We start from the raw sequence: 16,729 nt of genomic DNA on the forward strand, positions 1-16,729 counted from the left end.
TACTCCTCCGTATGTGAAAGGCCGACACGGCAGTTCTCACACGGTCCGGACAAAGGGGCAGAGGGGAGCGCGGGTTCCAGGTGACCACCGAGGCAGGTTCCACGGCCGTCGTCGCGGACGACGACAAGCATCTCACCGAGCACTTCGAGGCACTGGTCGCGGCCGACGAGCGGATAGAACCCCGGGACTGGCTGCCCGACGGCTACCGGCGGATGCTGCTCCGGCAGATCGCCCAGCACGCGCACTCGGAGATCATCGGGATGCAGCCCGAGGGGTCCTGGCTGACCCGGGCCCCCTCCCTGCGCCGCAAGGCGGCCCTGCTCGCCAAGGTGCAGGACGAGGCCGGACACGGCCTGTACCTGTACGCGGCGGCGGAGACCCTCGGCGTCACCCGGGCCGAACTCCTCGACGCCTTGCACAGCGGACACCAGCGCTCCTCGGACACGTTCAACCACCCCGCCCTGACCTGGGCCGACACCGGGGCTGTCGCCTGGCTGACGGACGGCGCGGCGGTGATCAACCAGGCCCCGCTGTGCCGTACCTCCTACGGCCCGTACGCGAGGGCCATGCAGCGGGTGTGCCAGGAGGAGACCTTCCACGTCCGCCAGGGATACGACCTGCTCTGGGCCCTGTGCCGGGGCACGCGGGAGCAGCGGGAGATGGCGCAGGACGCCGTCGACCGGTGGTGGATACCCGCGGTGGCCCTGATGTTCGGTCCACCCGACACGGTCGAGGGCGGCGGCGGGGACGCGCGGGCCGCGGCCCTGGGCGCCGCGGTCAGTCGCCGCTCGATGGCCTGGGGGATCAAACGCCACACCAACGACGAGCTGCGCCAGCGCTTCGTGGACACCGTCGTCCCGCAGGCCGAGCGGCTCGGGGTGGCCCTGCCCGACCCGGCGATCCGCTGGAACGAGGAGCGCGGGCACTACGACTTCACCCCGGTGGACTGGACGGTGTACCGCACGGCCCTGATCGCCGGCGCGCAGTGCGGCCGGCAGCGGCTGGCGCACCGCGTGGCGGCCCACGAGGACGGGGCCTGGGTGCGCGCGGCGGCCGACGCCTACGCGGCACGCCGGGCGACGGAAGGGCGGGAGCGGTGAGCCGCGAACGCGAAGCCGCCGGGGCGCAGACGCCCTGGGAGGTGTTCCTCAGGCCACGTCGTGGCCTCTCCCACCAGCACGTCGGGTCGGTGCACGGCGCGGACGCCGACATGGCCATCGCCAACGCCAGAGACCTCTACACCCGGCGGGGGGACCCGGTGTCGATCTGGGTGGTCCGCTCCGACGCGGTGCGGGCCTCGTCCCCCGACGAGAAGGATCCCTTCTTCAGCAACGGAGCCGACAAGCCTTACCGGTACCCGCAGATGTACGTGCCGCTCAACGAGGCAGGCGACCATGACGAGTGAACTCCCCGTCGCCGGGACGAGCGACCGCGACATCGCCGCGTACGCCCTCCGGCTCGGTGACGACGCGCTGATCCTGTGTCAGCGGCTGTGCGCATGGGTGACCAACGCCCCCACCGTCGAAGAGGATCTGGCCCTGTCCAACATCGCCCTGGACCTGCTCGGCCACGCCCGCACCCTGCTGAGCCTCAGCGGCAGTGTCGACGGGACGGACCGCGGCGACGACGACCTCGCCTACCGCAGGACCGAGCGGGAGTTCCGCAACGCGCTGCTGGTGGAGCTGCCCAACGGCGACTTCGCCGTCACCATCGCCCGGCAGCTGGCGTACACGCACTACGTCGGTCTGCTGTACGCGGAACTGGCGGCCTCGGCCGACGAGCGGCTGGCGTCCTTCGCCTCGCGCGCGGTCAAGGAGGCGGAGTACCACCGCCTGCACGCCTCGCAGTGGACCGTACGGCTGGGCCTCGGCACCGAGGAGAGCCGCCGGCGGATGCAGGCGGGCCTGGACCACGTCTGGCCCTACGCGGCCGAGCTGTTCGAGGCCGACGAACTGACCGCCCGCCTCGACACCGACGGCACGGCGGTCGCCCCGGCCGGCCTCCGGGCCACCTGGCAACGGGAGGTGGGCGAGGTCCTGACGGAGGCGGGGCTCACTGTCCCGGAGCCGTCCTGGCAGGCGACCGGCGGGCGGTCGGGACTCCACACCGAGGCGTTCGCCCCGCTGCTGGCCGAGTTCCAGTCGGTCTTCCGGCAGTACCCCGGAGGGTCCTGGTGAGCGCGTCCCTCCGGCTGGACCTCGACCCGATCCGGGCCCGTGTGGGGGCCGTACCGGATCCGGAACTGCCGATGATCACCCTGGCCGACCTGGGAGTGATCCGTTCGGTGCGGGAGGGCGCGGACGGTGTCGTGGAGGTCGTCGTCACGCCGACCTACCTGGGCTGCCCGGCGCTCCCGGTGATGGAGGCCGACCTTCGGACCGTACTCGCGGAGTGCGGGCATCCCAACGGGCGGGTGACGTGGGTGCTCTCGCCCGCGTGGACCACCGAGTGGATCAGCGAGGCGGGCCGCCGCAAGCTCGCCGAACACGGCATCGTGCCCCCCGGTTCCGCCGGAGCACCGCTGCCCGTCCGGCTCGGCCTCGGCCGGCCCTGCCCCCACTGCGGCTCCGTGGCGACCCGGCCGGTCGGCCCGTTCGGGCCGACCGGATGCCAGACGGTCCTGGTGTGCACCGCCTGTCAGGAGTCCTTCCCCCACATGAAGGCGGTGTGACGGCGCCCATGACGACGACCGAGCAGGACACGGCGTCGCCCACCGGGCGCACGACCGGATGGCACCGGCTGCGGGTGGCGCGGACCCGGCCGCTCACCGATGACGCGGTGGCCCTCACCCTGGACCTCCCGGACCGGCTGGCCGGCGCCTTCGCCCACCGGCCCGGTCAGCACGTGACCGTCCGGCATGTCATGGACGGGAGCGAGATCCGCCGTAGTTACTCGATCTGCCCGCCACCCTCCGAGCCGCGCGAACTGCGCCTGGTGGTCAAGCGGCTCGGCCCGGGCGGCTTCGCGGAGTACGCCACGACCGTGCTGACCGCCGGTGACACGCTGGACGTCGCACCTCCGAACGGCGGTTTCGGGCTCGCCGAGCATCCCGGGGCGCATCATGTGATGGTCGCCGCAGGCAGCGGTATCACTCCGCTGCTGAACATGGCCGCGGCGGCACTGCGGGACGACCCGCGGTGCAGGGTGTCGCTGCTCTATGCCAGCCGTTCGGCGCGCTCGGTCCTGCTGGCCGACGAACTGGCCGACCTCAAGGACGCCCACGTCGACCGGTTCCTGCCCCTGTACGTGCTGACCAGGGAGACCCGCGAGGCCGAGATGCTCTCCGGCCACATCGACACCACGAGGCTGCCGGGACTGCTCCGCGCGGTCGGCGCCGAGCCGGGCGGCCCCACGTACTTCTACCTCTGCGGGCCCTGGGGGATGGTCACCTCGGTGCGTGAGGCCCTGACCCGGTGGGGTGCCGACCCGGCACGGACACGCTTCGAACTCTTCTCCCTCGCCACCCAGGACCCGTCACCGCCGGCGGCCGAACTCCAGGGCCGCACCATGCGGATCACCGCCTCCCTCGGCGGCCGGACGGCCGTGGCCGTCATGGAGGAGCAGGACCGGACGGCGCTGGACGCACTGCTGCGGGTCATGCCGGACACCCCGCACTCCTGCCGCGAGGGGCTGTGCGGAAGCTGTCGCGCCCGGGTGACCCACGGAACCGTCACGACCGGCCGCCAGTACGTGCTGGGGCCCGGAGAACTCACGGCGGGATACACCCTTGCCTGCCGGGCCCGCCCGGAGTCCGACGAGACGAGGCTGGACTTCGACCTCTGAGCAGACGAGAACGGCACCGATGATCACTGCCTGCCGCATGCCAACACGCCGATCGGCACACGTTGTCAAGGAGACGAGATGACCGACACCACGTCACTGCCCCGCGACCCGGGGACGGACGATCCGCTGGTGAACTTCCAGGGAAAGACCCCCTACGACGACTACGTCCACGCCTCGGTGCTGTCCTCCCTGCAGCAGCCCCTGACCAACGACCCGCACGAGATGGCGTTCCTGGTCACCACGCAGGTGATGGAGCTGTGGCTCACCCTGGTCGTCCACGAGTGGCGTGCCGCCCAGGACGCCCTGGTCAAGGACGACCACGAGCGCGCCATGGACGCCCTGCGGCGCAGCATCAGCGCCCATCACGCCCTCAACGACTCCATTCGCCCGATCGCGAGGATGACGCCGGCCCAGTTCAACGGATTCCGCGAGGCCTTCGGCGTGGCCTCCGGATTCCAGTCGGCGAAGTACCGCCAGATGGAGTTCCTGCTCGGCCACAAGTCCCGTTCGATGATGAACCCGCAGCGGGCGGACCCCAGGGCGTACGCCGAACTGGAGGAGCTGCTGAACCGGCCCTCGCTCTACGACACGACGCTGGCCTACCTGCACCGCCGAGGCCTGCCCGTCCCGGAGCATGTGCTGGAACGCGACGTGACCGCCCCGTACGAGGCCGACCCGGACGTCGAGGAGGTCTGGCGGCGCATCTACGCCGGTCCGCAGAAGGACCCGCTGCTGGACCTGGGCGAGGCACTGACCGACCTCGCCGAGCTGGTCGTGCGCTGGCGCGGCAACCATCTGCTCGCCGCCCGCCGGGCGATGGGCGCCAAGTCGGGCAGCGGCGGCTCCTCCGGGGTCGCCTGGCTGGAAAAACGGGCCGCCCGCTCCGTGTTCCCCGAACTGTGGACGGTGCGCGGTCGTGTCTAGGCAGTTCTCCGAAGCCGCCCTCGAGGAAGAGCGCCGGGTGCTGGGCCTGAAGCCCGTGCTTGCGCCGGTTCACCGCTCCTACGGCGAACACCCCAGCCAGGTCTACGACCTGTGGCCGGCCGAGGACCCGGACGCCCCGCTGGTCATCCTGCTGCACGGCGGCTACTGGCGGTACAACCGGATGCATCTGACGCCCTTCGCCGCGTACCTGGCGTCGAACGGGTTCACCACCGTGCTGCCCGAGTTCCGGCGCTCCGGCGGCGACGGCGGCTATCCGGGCACGTTCGACGACGTCGCCCTGGCGGTGGACACCATCCCCGGCGGCCGCCCCTTCGTGCTGGCCGGCCACTGCTCCGGAGGCCATCTCGCCCTGTGGGCCGCCGCGCGCGGGCTGCTGCCCGCGGACTCGCCGTGGCACACCGGCGACCTGCCGACCTCGGTGCTCGCGCTCGCTCCCGTCACCGATCTCGCCGGGACGATCCGGGAGGACCTCAGCAACGGGGCTGCACTCGAACTCCTGGGCGGCGCCGAACACGCCGAGTCCCGCATCCCGGTCACCGATCCGCTCACCCTGCTGCGGGAGAAGGGCTCGACCGGCGTGCCGACGGTGGTCCTGCACGGCGCCGTCGACGAAGAGGTGCCGTTGGAGCAGTTCAGCGACTACATGGCGGTGCACCCCGAGGCCGAGCTGGTCGTCCTGCCGGAGACCGGCCACTACACCCTCATCGAGCCCGGCTCGCCGGCCTCCCGCGCGATCATCGACGTCTTCGCCATGCTGTCCCGTTACGAGAAGGGCTGATCGGTGAACGTCTCCGCCGAAACCGCACCCGCCCTCGAGGAACTGCGGGCACGGGCATCCGCACTCGACACCGCGGACCCGCTGGCAGCCCAGCGGGAACGCTTCGTCCTGCCGGACGACATCGTCTATCTGGACGGCAACTCGCTCGGTGCCCTGCCGGCCGCGGTGCCGGGAGCGCTCGCGGATGTCGTCCACCGGCAGTGGGGTACCGGCCTGATCCGGTCCTGGAACGAGCACCAGTGGTGGCAGGCACCGCTGCGGGTGGGGGACCTGATCGGACGGCTGCTCGGCGCGGCCCCCGGGCAAACCGTGGCGGGCGACTCCACCACCGTGCAGCTGTTCAACGGTTTGACCGCCGCTGCACGGCTTCGTCCCGGGCGGCGGCTGATGCTGACCGACCCGGGACACTTCCCCACTGACCAGTACATCGCCGACTCGGTGGCGCGACTGCTCGGCCTCGAGGTCCGCTGGGTCGCGGTGGACGACCTGGCGCGGTGCCTGGCCGAGCAGGGGCACGAGGTGGCGGTGGCCGGTTACTCGCCGGTGGACTACCGCACCGGCGAGCTCCACGACATGGCCGCGGTCACCAGTGCCGTACAGGAGGCCGGTGGACTGATGCTGTGGGATCTGTGCCACGCGGCCGGCGCGCTGCCCGTCCGGCTGGACGAGCTGGGTGTCGACCTGGCGGTGGGCTGCGGTTACAAGTTCCTGTCGGGTGGACCGGGCGCCCCGGCCTTCATCTACATCGCCCGACGCCACCAGGCCGCCGTCGACCAGCCGCTCACCGGCTGGAACGGGCACGCGGAGCCCTTCGGACTGAGTGGTGACTACACTCCCGCCCCCGGAGTGGAGCGGGCCCGGATCGGCACGCCGCCGATCCTCTCCCTGCTCGCGCTGGAGGCGGCCCTCACCGCCTTCGACGGGATCGACATGGAACAGATCCGGGCCAAGAGCCTGTCACTGACAGGATTCTTCACGGACTGCGCCGACACCCTGCTGGACGAGCTCGGCTTCACCGTGGTCACCCCACGGGAACCGCACCGGCGCGGCAGCCAGGTGGCTCTCCGGCACCCGGACGCGTATCCGCTGGTGCGCGCTCTCGCCGCCCGCGGCGTCATCGGTGACATGCGGGCTCCCGACCTGCTGCGGTTCGGCGTCAACGCGCTGTACGTCTCCCACCGCGACATGCTCACGGCCGTACGGCACCTGCGGGAGGCCGTCGCCCACGGGGAGCACCGGGACCCGCGCTTCCTGCGGCGCGCCGCGGTCACCTGACCGTCCGGCACACGGCTCGCGCTGCGGGCGGCGAACGTGCCGTCCGCAGCGCCGAGGGCCTCCGTGCGGTGGATCGGCCGGGTCCGTCAGGCGGACCGCTGGTGCCAGGCGTCGTGGAAGTTTCGCCGGGCCCGGAACAAGCGCGAACGGACCGTGCCGAGTGGCAGGGCGAGCGCCGTGGCCATCTCCTGCTCGTCCAGGCCGTAGAACACGCGGAGGGTGAGTACCTCGCGATGGTGGTCCGGCAGCCGGTCCAGGACGTCGTTGATGTGGACGGCGGCCATGGGATTGGTGTCCTGGACCAGATCGGGCAGACCCTCGGCCGCGAATTCACCCAGACGCTGCTGGGTGCGAACGGCTTCCCGTACGGCGATGGCGCGGACCCAGGCGTAGAAGGCGTTGGGCTCGCGCAGTTGGCGGATGCCGCGGTAGATCGCGAGCATGGCCTCCTGCGCGGCGTCCAGGCCGTGCCGCCGGGTGACCCGCTGACACAGCCGTACGACCAGCGGGGCGACGTGCCGCAACAGGTCGTTCATCGCCTGGCGGTCGCCGGCCTGAGCGCGTGGCAACAGCAAGCTCACCTCCGGGACATGGCGGTCGTGGAGGGCGATGACGTCGGTGCCGCGCGGCTCGGCGCTGGTCTCGGGCGTGCTTGACGTGACGGCGCTGGACATGGTGCTCCCACGAGTGCGGCGGGCGGTCGGAGGCTGGTCTGCTCGGCCTTGAGGACATCCCCCGGCGTCTGCCGCCGTGGTCAGTGGCGAGTGGCGGCCGGGCGCGGCCCGCGATCGGAACGAAGGCGTGCTGGTCGGCACGGCTCTGCGGGGCGACCCCGAGGGTCTCGGCAGGTCCTGCTGGTGGTACGTCGTGCGATGCGCCTTCCGACCCGCACGGTGCGGTGGCGGTCGACGCCGCCGGTGCGCGGCCTCGCGGGCGACCAGGGGAACGGGCCGAACGCGGCGATCTCGCGCCCCACGAAGCGGCGGGCCGGCTGAGAGACGGCCGCCGAGCCTCGCGACGTCGTACGCCGGATGAGCTCGGGCTTCGGCATTCCTCATGCTGCGAGCCTGGCCAGGCCGACTGGAATCTGCCTCGAGCCCCGGCTGAACGGCCGCGGTCCGCGACGCGTTCGTGCGGGTCGACGCCCCGCCTCAAGCGGATATCCGCCGAAGCGCGACCCGCTGGTGGTGAGATCCGGTCCGGGCCCAGTGCTCCCGGACCGACGCCAGGCGAGGGCGATCCGGCGCTGAATCCACACGTTGGGACACGGCAAGGAAATGCTCAAGGTCAAAGCCGTGGGAAAGAAACTGTTCTGAGCCATCGGAGGAACTTCCATGTTTTCCCTGACCGAGGCGGTTCTGGCCGGCGCCGGCCCGGAAGAACTGCGACGGGAGACAGTTCCGGACGAATATCTTGCCGCCCACCTTCGCAAGGAAGACGTGGGTATCTTCGCGGGGCTGGCGGACAAGGACGTCCGGAAATCGCTCCACGTGGGCATGGTGCCCATGCCGGAACTGGCCCCGGACGAGGTGCTGGTGGCCGTGATGGCCAGTTCCGTCAACTACAACAGCGTCTGGTCGGCCATGTTCGAGCCGATCCCGACCTTCGATTTCCTGGAGCGCTACGGCAGGGAGGGCGGCTACGCCGCCCGCCACGACCAGCCCTACCACGTCATCGGGTCCGACGCCGCCGGCGTCATCGTCCGCGTGGGCTCCGGCACCCGCAGGTGGCGGGTGGGCGACCACGTCGTGGTCACCTGCATGCAGGTCGACGACCAGGAGCCGGTGACACACGCCGACGGCGTGCTCGGCAGCGGACAGCGTGCCTGGGGCTTCGAGACCAACTTCGGCGGGCTGGCGCAGTACACGGTGGTCCGGGCGAGTCAACTCCTGCCCAAGCCGGCCCATCTGACGTGGGAGGAGGCGGCCGTCAACCTGCTGACCGCCGGAACCGCGTACCGCATGCTGATCAGCGACCGGGGGGCCCGGATCAAGCTCGGCGACGTCGTCCTGATCTGGGGAGCGGCCGGCGGCCTCGGCGCCTACGCCGTGCAACTGGTCAAGAACGCGGGCGGCATCCCGGTCGGAGTGGTCGGCTCGGAGGAGAAGGCGCGGCTGGTGCGGGCCCTCGGCTGCGACGTGGTGGTCAACCGTTCGGAGATCGGCCTGGACGGAGACGCCACGCCCGAGGACGCGATCACCCTGGGCAAGCGGCTGGGCAGGATCATCCGCAGGGAGACCGGCGAGGACCCCCACGTGGTCTTCGACTTCGTCGGCAGGGCGACCTTCGGGATCTCGGTGTTCGTGGTCCGGCGCGGCGGCACGGTCGTCACCTGCGGATCGAGCAGCGGCTACCAGCACCAGTACGACAACCGCTATCTGTGGATGAATCTCAAACGCATCCTGGGCAGCCACGCCGCGAATCTCCAGGAGATGGCGGAGTGCAACCGGCTGTTCAGCCTCTCGAAACTGCTTCCGGTGCTGTCCGACGTCCATCCGCTCGAGGACATCGGTGAGGCGGTACGCCTGGTGCAGCAGAACCGGCACGTCGGAAAGGTCGGAGTGCTCTGCCTGGCCCCTCGCGAGGGGCTGGGCGTCACCGATCCCGAACTGCGGGCGAGGATCGGCGAGGAGCGGCTCAACCTGTTGCGGAATCCCGCCCCCCATTGAAAACCCGCCGGTCCTGGAACCGACCTGGATCCGGAATCCCGCCGAAGGAGACACCGCCCCCATGTCTTTCCACTCCATAGGAATCCTGAGTACGGGTTCGTATTTTCCGAAGCAGGAGGTGAGCAACGCCGAGGTCGCCGAACGCGTCGGAGTGGAAACCGAATGGATCGAGCGCAAGACACAGATCAGGAGCCGGCGCTACGCGGCACCCGACGAGGCGACGTCCGATCTGGCCGCCCGCGCGGCGGCCGAGGCACTGGATCGCGCCGGGGTGCCGGCCGAGGACGTGGACTATCTGATCGTCTCCACCTCGACGGGGGACTCACCGCAGCCCCCCACCGCCTGCCTCGTGCAGGACCTCCTGGGTGCCACTCGTGCCGCCTGCTTCGACATCAACGTGGTGTGCAGCGGCTTCGTCTACGCGCTCGCGCTCGCCCGTGCCCTGGTCGCCCAGCGGCCGGAGAGCCTTGCCCTCGTGGTCGCGGCCGACGTGTACTCCCGGTGCCTGGACTTCTCCGACCGCCGTACGGCGGTGCTGCTCGGCGACGCCGCCGGGGCGGCACTCGTCGGCCGGACTGCGGACGGGCACGGGTTCGTCGATTTCGAACTCGCCAGCCGCGGTGATGCCCAGCGGCTCATCCGGGTGGACGCGGGCGGCAGCCGGCTCCCGGCGTCCGCCGAGACCGTCGCCCGTGGTGACCACTTCTTCCGCATGGACGGGCGGGGCGTGCGGGACTTCGTGATGGAGAACTTCCCGCCCTTCGCCCTGCGCCTGGCCGAGAGGACGGGCATTCCGCTCAGCGAGGTGCGGCACTTCATTCCGCATCAGCCCAACGGCGTGCTGCTCTCCCAACTCGTCGAGGTCGCGGGCCTGACCGACGCGCACACCCACCGCACACTGGAGCGCTACGGGAACACCGGGAGCGCCTCGGCCGCGGTCACCCTGGACGACGCCGCCCGCGCGGGACACCTGCACCCCGGCGACCTGGTCATGCTGGGCACCTTCGGCGGTGGCATGTCGATGGCGGCCGCCTATCTCCGCTGGGGGGCCGCCGCATGACGCCGACGTCACACGGTGAGGAAGCCGCCGCCGGGACGGAGCGGGTCGGCGTCGTCGGCTGCGGACTGATGGGTTCGGGCATCGCCGAACTGTCGGCGCTGGCCGGGTGCGACGTGCGGGTCGCCGTCTCCTCGAGGGGCTCGCTCGCGGCCGGGCGGAGCCGCATCGTCGCCTCCCTCGACCGAGCCGTGCGTGCGGAGCGGATCGGCGCGGCCACCCGGGACGAGGCGCTGGGCCGGATCTCCTTCACCACCGACCTGATCGACCTGGCGGACCGTCAGCTGGTGATCGAGAGCATCGCCGAGGACAAGGCCGCCAAGGTCGAGCTCTTCGCCCTGCTCGACAAGACGCTGGAGGACCCGGAGGCGATCCTGGCCTCGAACACCTCCTCCCTGTCCATCACGGCCATGGCGAGCGTGACCGGCCGACCCGAACAGGTGGTGGGCATTCACTTCTTCAGCCCGGCGCAGCTCATTCCGCTCGTGGAGGTCATCTCCTCCCTGCACACGGCGGAGTCGGTGGCGGCCCGGGCCGAGGAGTTCGTGACGGTAAGCCTCGGCAAGCAGGCCATCCGGTCGACGGACCGCACCGGCTTCGTGGTGAACGCGCTGCTGGTGCCGTATCTGTTGGCCGCTGTGCGGATGGTCGAGTCGAGCTTCGCCTCCGCCGAGACCATCGACCGCGGCATGACGCTGGGCTGCTCCCATCCCGTGGGCCCGCTCAAACTCGCCGACCTGATCGGCCTGGACGTCCTGCGCTCCGTGGCCGACGCCCTCTACGACGAGTTCAAGGAGGCGCTCTACGCCCCGCCGCCGCTGCTGACGCGCATGGTCGAGAGCGGACTCCTGGGCAAAAAGGCGGGACGGGGCTTCTACCGCTACGGGTGATCCGAGTCCACTGGTGAGCGAGGCGGCACGGGCTCTCCCCGTGCCGCGTAAGGAGACGAGCAATGACGCAGGTCCGCACCCCTGAGACCTGGCTCACTCTCTACTGCCTGCCGCACGCGGGCGGCGGCGCACGGCCGTACGGCCGCCTGGAGACGGCGGTGCCATGGGGAGTGCGGGTCGTCCCGCTGGAACTGCCGGGCCACGGGACGCGGCTGCGCGAGCACCTGCTGCGCGACATGGGACAGGTCGTGACCGAGGTGACCCGTCTGATGGGGGAGGACCAGGGTCGGCCTTTCGCCCTGTTCGGCCACAGTTTCGGCGCACTCGTCGCCTACGAGACCGCGTGGCGTCTGCGGGAGTCGGGCACACCGCCCGAGCTGCTGCTTGTCTCCGGGCGCACCAGCCCCGTATGGCCGCTGTCCCATGAGCCCCTCCACACGCTTCCCGATCCATTGCTCACGGAGGGGCTGAGCCGGATGGGCGGCATCCCCAAAGCCCTGCTCGCGAGTCCGTCGGTGTTGCAGGTGTATCTGCCGTCGCTCCGCGCCGACCTGCGCATGGTCGAGACCTACGCGCACACGCATGGCGGGCGGTTGGACGTGCCGATCGCCGCCTTCGCGGGACGCCAGGACCGGCTGACCGATCCGGCGGGCATGGAAGCCTGGGCCGAACGGACCTCACGGGCCTTCGACCTGACGCTGCTGAGAGGGGGTCACTTCTTTCTCGACGATCCCGAGTTCCGGACGGCTCTGGAGGGCCGGCTCGGCCGGATCGCTCCACCGGCCGTACCGGCGGCGACCGAGTCGGGCTCGACCGCGGGTCCGGAGCGTTGACGCGAACGGTCCCGCGTACCAGGGGTACGAGGGCGGGGCCTTCCAAGGACGGGATCCTGGAAGACCCTGCCGAGGGGGACACGTGTCAGCCCGTGCCATCGTTCGGCCCCGGTTCACCGTTGGGACGTCGATGGCTCGGGCAGCCTCAGGCGGCGGTCGGGCGGTCGCTCAGCCGGGCCGCGGTGGAGCTGTGTGGGGGGGCGCTGTCGCGGTGGTCGGGAATCTCCTCGCCTGAGAGCACTGCCAGGTGCAGGCGTTTCAGCCGTTCCGAGGGTTCCAGGCCCAGCTCCTTCACCAGGGCCGAGCGTAAGCGCTGGTAGACCTCCAGGGCCCGCCACGAGCTACCGGACCGGTAAAGGGCCGTCATGAGCTGTGCGCAGAACGTCTCGTGCATGGGGTGCCGGGCGGTCAGTACGGAGAGTTCTGGGATCAGTTCACCATGGCGGCGCAGTCTGAGGTGCGCGTCGATCCGCTGTTCCAGGACGGTCATCCGCTTCTCCTCCAGGCGGACGACCTCCAGCTCCAGCATCCGGCCCACCTTCACATCCACCAGTGCGGGCCCGAGCCAGAGCCCGAGGGCCTGGCCGAGTATTTCGGATGCCTTGTGGTCGTCGCCCGCCTCCAGAGCCCTGCCTCCCAATGCGGCCAGCTTCTCGAATTCCTGTGCGTCCAACTGCCCGGGCTGGACTCGCAGGAGATACCCGCCGTGCGTTGTCACCAGAACGTCCTTCGCGTCCACGGAGTCGCACTCCAGGGCGGCGGTGAGCTTGCGGCGCAGCTGCAAGATGTAGGTCTGCAGCGTCGTGGCGGCGCTGCGCGGCAGTTCCTCGCCCCAGATCTCCTCCATCAGAGTCGGTACGGTGACGACGTGATCGGCCTGCAGTGCCAGGAGTGCCAAGACCTGGCGGGGTTTGGTGGCACTGGGGACGAATGACGACTGCCGGTAGGTGGCGGTGAACGGCCCGAGAACCGTGATGCTCATCATCTGAGTCCTCTGCTGACTTACGGAACGTGCCCTGAAGACTGGCAGGCTCGTGCCGTGGAGCCCAGTGCCCTACTCATGAGTCAGTACATGAATATGTCATGTCATGGCTCAAGCGGACCCCGAGTGGGTGCCATGCCCAACGGGCGGCGAGTTCTGGTCATCTGTTGTACATCCTGTCCATAGAAGTGTGTTCTGTTCGCAAAGCAAACGGGACTACAACTTTCAAGATCTTGCATGAAGGGCTCAAAGCCCGCCATCATGGGCCCATGAGCCTCCCCCCACGCGGTGCCCCCGTTAGCTTCATGCAGGAATTATCTTCGTGCGGTATGTCTAAGAATCGGGGGCCTCTATTCACCGCTTGCCCGGGGGTGTCGCAGTCGGACCCCCGGGGTGCATATGCCAGCGGTGGCGTGGGCCGCTTTCAGGTGCGCCAGGCGGTTGTCGACGGAACTCATGGGGGATGGAGCTCGTGTCACGAGCGGAATGCCGGGGTGCTGCCGAAGCTTTTTAGTTTATACTTAGTTATTTCGTTTCCTCGTGAGAATCCACCCGTCACCCACGGTTCTCCACGCGGCCGTCTCTGCGTGATGGGAAATGTCGCCGTGCGGCATGAGGATGGCTCGTGGGGGGAAGTCGGCGGCGGTCGTCCCGACGCCCGGTCGGTCACAACGACGGAGACTCCCGCATCGCGTGGCACGTCCGAGGCATGGCCGCTGCCGCACCGGGAACGTCCGGCGCTCGTGAGGGGACGAAATCGTGAGTGCTGCCTGGGGCAAAGAGGGACGAGTCGGCACCTTGCGTGGGACGTACTCCGGAGCGTTGGCGAGCCGGTGGCCGGACGAACCGCACCGGGTGTCGGACCATGACATCCCCACGTACTGGCTGATCCGGGTCAGCACTGTAGTTCCGCTCGCGTTGGTCGCCTTTCAGTGCCTGTTCGACGCGCGGGCCCGGCAGACCCGAGCCCTGCACGCCATGGCCCTCTTCGTGTTCTTGTTCGCCGCTCGGGCGGACGTCGTGACGGCGGGGGTCCGGTGCCGGAACGGCCGACTGCCGGCGATCCTCCGTGCGCGGGCCGCGCCGACCCGTCTGCCCGTCCTCCGTCACGGCGCTCCACGGGCCCGTCCGACGGGGCCGCTCGCCGCTTGCGTCCTGTTGGGCGACCTGCGCGGGGTCGGGCGCGTCCGCTCTCTGGTCGTCGCAGGCGCTCCGGGTATCGCCCGGGCATGGGCGACGTTCCTCATGGCCGTCCGCTACGCCGTGCCCAAGATGCCGACAGGATGGATGGCCTGGGGACCCAGCAGACTCTCCGGTCTGACCGGCCAGGCTTACGCCAAGCGGGGCGAGCCGGCCAGGGCGGCGGTGACGCGGGAGCGACTGCGCCTTCCGCGGGACTCCCACGACCTGTTGTCAGGAGAGCGCTTCGATGCCGGACGCCTCGCGCCAGGTTCTCACCGACCCGCGTGGGGTGGCCAAGGGCTACCCGCACCCCCTGTCGTTGACAGCCGAGCAGGAGTAGGTGCAGCCGGTCCTGACCGCGGCCGTCGCGCACCTGACGCGCAGCAGGGCCGGCAGCCGCCACATCGCGCACACAGTGTCCAGCGGGACCGTGCGGCTCGTCATGGCGAACGACGGCGTCGTCCCGCCCGCCGCCGGACTCCCCGGCGGCCACGGACCGGCCGGTCTCGGCGCCCGCTTGGCGGAGTTCGATCTCGTGGCGGAGGTACCACCGCGGCCCTCCGAACGGTGAGGGCCGCTGCCGAAAGCAACGGGGGCAGAGCAAGTGCACCGGCGCGGGGCCGGAGCGCACGGAACGAAAGTAAACGACCATGCACACCAGAATCCTGCTCGCCGAGGATGTCCATATGGTCCGCGGGGCACTGGCTGCCCTGCTGGAGCTGGAACCGGATCTGACTGTGGTGGCCTCGGTCAGCCGTGGGGACGACATCGTACCGACCGCTCTCGAAACCCGTCCCGACGTCGCGGTGCTCGACATAGATCTCCCCGGCATGGACGGGCTCACCGCGGCGACGGAACTCCACCAGAAGCTCCCGAGCTGCCGCACGCTGATCCTCACCTCGCTCGGCGGCCCGGGCATGCTGCGACGTGCGCTGACCGCCCAAGTGCGGGGGTTCCTCCTCAAGAACGCCCCGCCGAGCCAGCTCGCCAAGTCGGTGCGCGCGGTCGCTGCCGGTCAGCGCGCCATCGACCCCGAGCTGCTGCTGAAAGCCTGGAACTTCCCGGAGAATCCCCTTTCGGCCCGGGAGACGGAGGTGCTGCGGCAGGCTGCCCGAGGTGCCAACGTCGACGAGATCGCTAAGAGCCTTTGCCTGTCCAAGGGGACCGTGCGGAACTACCTGGCCTCCGTCGTCACCAAACTCGGTGCGCGGAACCGCATCGACGCGGTCCGGATCGCCTACGACGAGGGCTGGTTGCCGTGAGCCCCGGGCACCGCGTGCGAAGGCGGACCCAAGCCGGCTGGGCGATGTCTCCCCGGCCCGGGCGGCCTGTCGCGGAACCTTCCCAGGCCCGATGTCGCCCGGGGCGCGAACCAGAGCCTTCCTGGAGGAGCTCGAGGTGGGGTGGAGCGGAACTACAGCGCCGACGGCGCCATACGGGCGCGGTGGTGTCCGATCGCCCCCGACGATTCTCCGTCGGTGCTCCATCCGCTCGACGAGCCGGCCGGACCTCTCAGATACTCAGCATCAGGCCACCGCTCGCGTCCAGGTACTGGCCCGTCACCCAGCGGGCGTCGTCGCTCGCCAGGAAGGCGACCACGTCCGCGATGTCCTCGGGTTCGCCCAGACGGTCGAACACGGAGGCGGACTCATAGCGCGCCCGAACCTCGGGCTGCTTCAGGGTCGGGTTGATCCCCGTGTCCGTGACACCGGGGGACACCGCGTTCACGGTGATGCCCCGTGGGCCGAGTTCCTTGGCCAGGGTGCGGGTGAGTACGTCGATCGCGCCCTTCGACATCGAGTAGGCGACGATCCAGGAGAAGGCGACGCGGGTGGCCACCGAGGAGATGTTGATGATCCGGCCGCCGTCCCTCAACCGGCCGAGAGCTCCCTGGATGACGAAGAAGGGGGCCTTGGTGTTGATCGCGAAGACCCGGTCGTACTCGGCTTCGGTGACCTTCGAGATCTCCACGGGCAGCGTGATGCCCGCGTTGTTGACCAGGATGTCCAGCCCGGGCTCGGAGCCGTGCCCGGCCAACTCCTCGTCGAAGGCCGCCCAGAGCGCGGCCGCGTCCCCCGGCACGCCGAGTTCCGCGTGGACGGCGAAGGCCCGCCCGCCCGCCGAGGTGATCTGCTCGACCGTCTCCTTGGCGGCCACCGCGTCGTGGCCGTAGTGCACCGCGACGAGCGCGCCCTCGGCCGCCAGCCGCATCGAGACGGCTCTGCCGATACCCCGGCTGCCGCCCGTCACCAGTGCCGTTCTGCCGGAAAGCCTGTCCACTGTGATCCCCATTCTCCAGCGCCCGCGGGCAGCCCCAGCGGTACGCGTTCGGCGG

General features: G+C 70.3%; 17 protein-coding genes. 14 read left to right on the top strand and 3 right to left on the bottom strand.

Translation table 11 applies throughout. The features are described from left to right. The first annotated feature begins 80 nt into the window (after positions 1–80). The 8 genes from paaA to kynU all read left to right on the top strand — a co-directional run bounded on the left by paaA (position 81) and on the right by kynU (position 6,781). On the top strand, positions 81–1,100 hold the full coding sequence (gene paaA / locus ACIRP7_RS34475; RefSeq protein ID WP_403667471.1) for a 1,2-phenylacetyl-CoA epoxidase subunit PaaA: 1,020 nt from the start codon (positions 81–83) through the stop codon (positions 1,098–1,100). Further along, a complete protein-coding gene (gene paaB / locus ACIRP7_RS34480; protein WP_403667474.1) occupies positions 1,097–1,405 on the top strand; it encodes a 1,2-phenylacetyl-CoA epoxidase subunit PaaB in 309 nt (102 codons plus the stop codon). Before paaA ends, paaB begins: the two co-directional genes overlap by 4 nt. Next, positions 1,395–2,177 carry a 1,2-phenylacetyl-CoA epoxidase subunit PaaC gene (gene paaC / locus ACIRP7_RS34485; RefSeq protein ID WP_403667477.1) on the top strand — a complete coding sequence of 261 codons (783 nt, stop codon included), beginning with the start codon at positions 1,395–1,397 and terminating at the stop codon, positions 2,175–2,177. Before paaB ends, paaC begins: the two co-directional genes overlap by 11 nt. Further along, positions 2,174–2,671: a 1,2-phenylacetyl-CoA epoxidase subunit PaaD gene (paaD, locus tag ACIRP7_RS34490; RefSeq protein ID WP_403667480.1), complete on the top strand. Its 498-nt coding sequence runs from the start codon at positions 2,174–2,176 to the stop codon at positions 2,669–2,671. The genes paaC and paaD overlap by 4 nt, the downstream gene beginning before the upstream one ends. Positions 2,672–2,679: 8 nt before the next feature. Continuing rightward, complete coding sequence (locus tag ACIRP7_RS34495; protein ID WP_403667483.1) at positions 2,680–3,783, top strand: 2Fe-2S iron-sulfur cluster-binding protein; 1,104 nt, start codon at positions 2,680–2,682, stop codon at positions 3,781–3,783. 78 nt (positions 3,784–3,861) lie between these two features. Then, positions 3,862–4,707: a tryptophan 2,3-dioxygenase gene (locus ACIRP7_RS34500; RefSeq protein ID WP_403667486.1), complete on the top strand. Its 846-nt coding sequence runs from the start codon at positions 3,862–3,864 to the stop codon at positions 4,705–4,707. Further along, the gene (locus ACIRP7_RS34505; protein WP_403667489.1) at positions 4,700–5,506 is read left to right on the top strand and encodes an alpha/beta hydrolase family protein; all 807 of its coding nucleotides are present in this window, start codon (positions 4,700–4,702) and stop codon (positions 5,504–5,506) included. Before ACIRP7_RS34500 ends, ACIRP7_RS34505 begins: the two co-directional genes overlap by 8 nt. A 3-nt stretch (positions 5,507–5,509) precedes the next feature. Beyond that, positions 5,510–6,781: a kynureninase gene (gene kynU, locus ACIRP7_RS34510; RefSeq protein ID WP_403667492.1), complete on the top strand. Its 1,272-nt coding sequence runs from the start codon at positions 5,510–5,512 to the stop codon at positions 6,779–6,781. An 86-nt stretch (positions 6,782–6,867) separates the two neighbouring features. On the opposite strand, the gene ACIRP7_RS34515 is transcribed toward kynU, so the two are convergent. Continuing rightward, a complete protein-coding gene (locus ACIRP7_RS34515; RefSeq protein ID WP_403667494.1) occupies positions 6,868–7,455 on the bottom strand; it encodes an RNA polymerase sigma factor in 588 nt (195 codons plus the stop codon). A 660-nt stretch (positions 7,456–8,115) separates the two neighbouring features. Here ACIRP7_RS34515 and ccrA point away from each other — a divergent pair. The 4 genes from ccrA (at position 8,116) to ACIRP7_RS34535 (ending at position 12,230) form a co-directional block, all read left to right on the top strand. Beyond that, the gene (gene ccrA, locus ACIRP7_RS34520) at positions 8,116–9,450 is read left to right on the top strand and encodes a crotonyl-CoA carboxylase/reductase (protein ID WP_403667496.1); all 1,335 of its coding nucleotides are present in this window, start codon (positions 8,116–8,118) and stop codon (positions 9,448–9,450) included. 61 nt (positions 9,451–9,511) lie between these two features. Beyond that, positions 9,512–10,510, top strand: a complete 999-nt coding sequence (locus ACIRP7_RS34525; protein ID WP_403667499.1) for a 3-oxoacyl-ACP synthase III family protein — start codon at positions 9,512–9,514, stop codon at positions 10,508–10,510. Further along, positions 10,507–11,397 (top strand): 3-hydroxybutyryl-CoA dehydrogenase, encoded by an 891-nt coding sequence (locus ACIRP7_RS34530; protein ID WP_403667502.1) that lies wholly within the window; start codon positions 10,507–10,509, stop codon positions 11,395–11,397. The genes ACIRP7_RS34525 and ACIRP7_RS34530 overlap by 4 nt, the downstream gene beginning before the upstream one ends. Positions 11,398–11,459: 62 nt before the next feature. Beyond that, complete coding sequence (locus ACIRP7_RS34535; RefSeq protein ID WP_403667505.1) at positions 11,460–12,230, top strand: thioesterase II family protein; 771 nt, start codon at positions 11,460–11,462, stop codon at positions 12,228–12,230. 145 nt (positions 12,231–12,375) lie between these two features. On the opposite strand, the gene ACIRP7_RS34540 is transcribed toward ACIRP7_RS34535, so the two are convergent. Beyond that, positions 12,376–13,212 (bottom strand): BTAD domain-containing putative transcriptional regulator, encoded by an 837-nt coding sequence (locus tag ACIRP7_RS34540; RefSeq protein WP_403667755.1) that lies wholly within the window; start codon positions 13,210–13,212, stop codon positions 12,376–12,378. 1,522 nt (positions 13,213–14,734) lie between these two features. Here ACIRP7_RS34540 and ACIRP7_RS34545 point away from each other — a divergent pair. Next, complete coding sequence (locus ACIRP7_RS34545; protein ID WP_403667508.1) at positions 14,735–14,965, top strand: hypothetical protein; 231 nt, start codon at positions 14,735–14,737, stop codon at positions 14,963–14,965. 79 nt (positions 14,966–15,044) lie between these two features. Next, complete coding sequence (locus tag ACIRP7_RS34550; protein ID WP_403667511.1) at positions 15,045–15,656, top strand: DNA-binding response regulator; 612 nt, start codon at positions 15,045–15,047, stop codon at positions 15,654–15,656. Positions 15,657–15,906: 250 nt separating this feature from the next. Here ACIRP7_RS34550 and ACIRP7_RS34555 read toward each other — a convergent pair whose 3' ends face one another. Next, entirely contained in the window at positions 15,907–16,686 is a 780-nt protein-coding gene (locus ACIRP7_RS34555) for an SDR family oxidoreductase (RefSeq protein WP_403667514.1), read from the bottom strand. Between the last annotated feature and the right edge of the window lie 43 nt (positions 16,687–16,729).

This window comes from Streptomyces sp. NPDC102270 (assembly GCF_044766405.1).
Classification (GTDB): Bacteria; Actinomycetota; Actinomycetes; order Streptomycetales; family Streptomycetaceae; genus Streptomyces.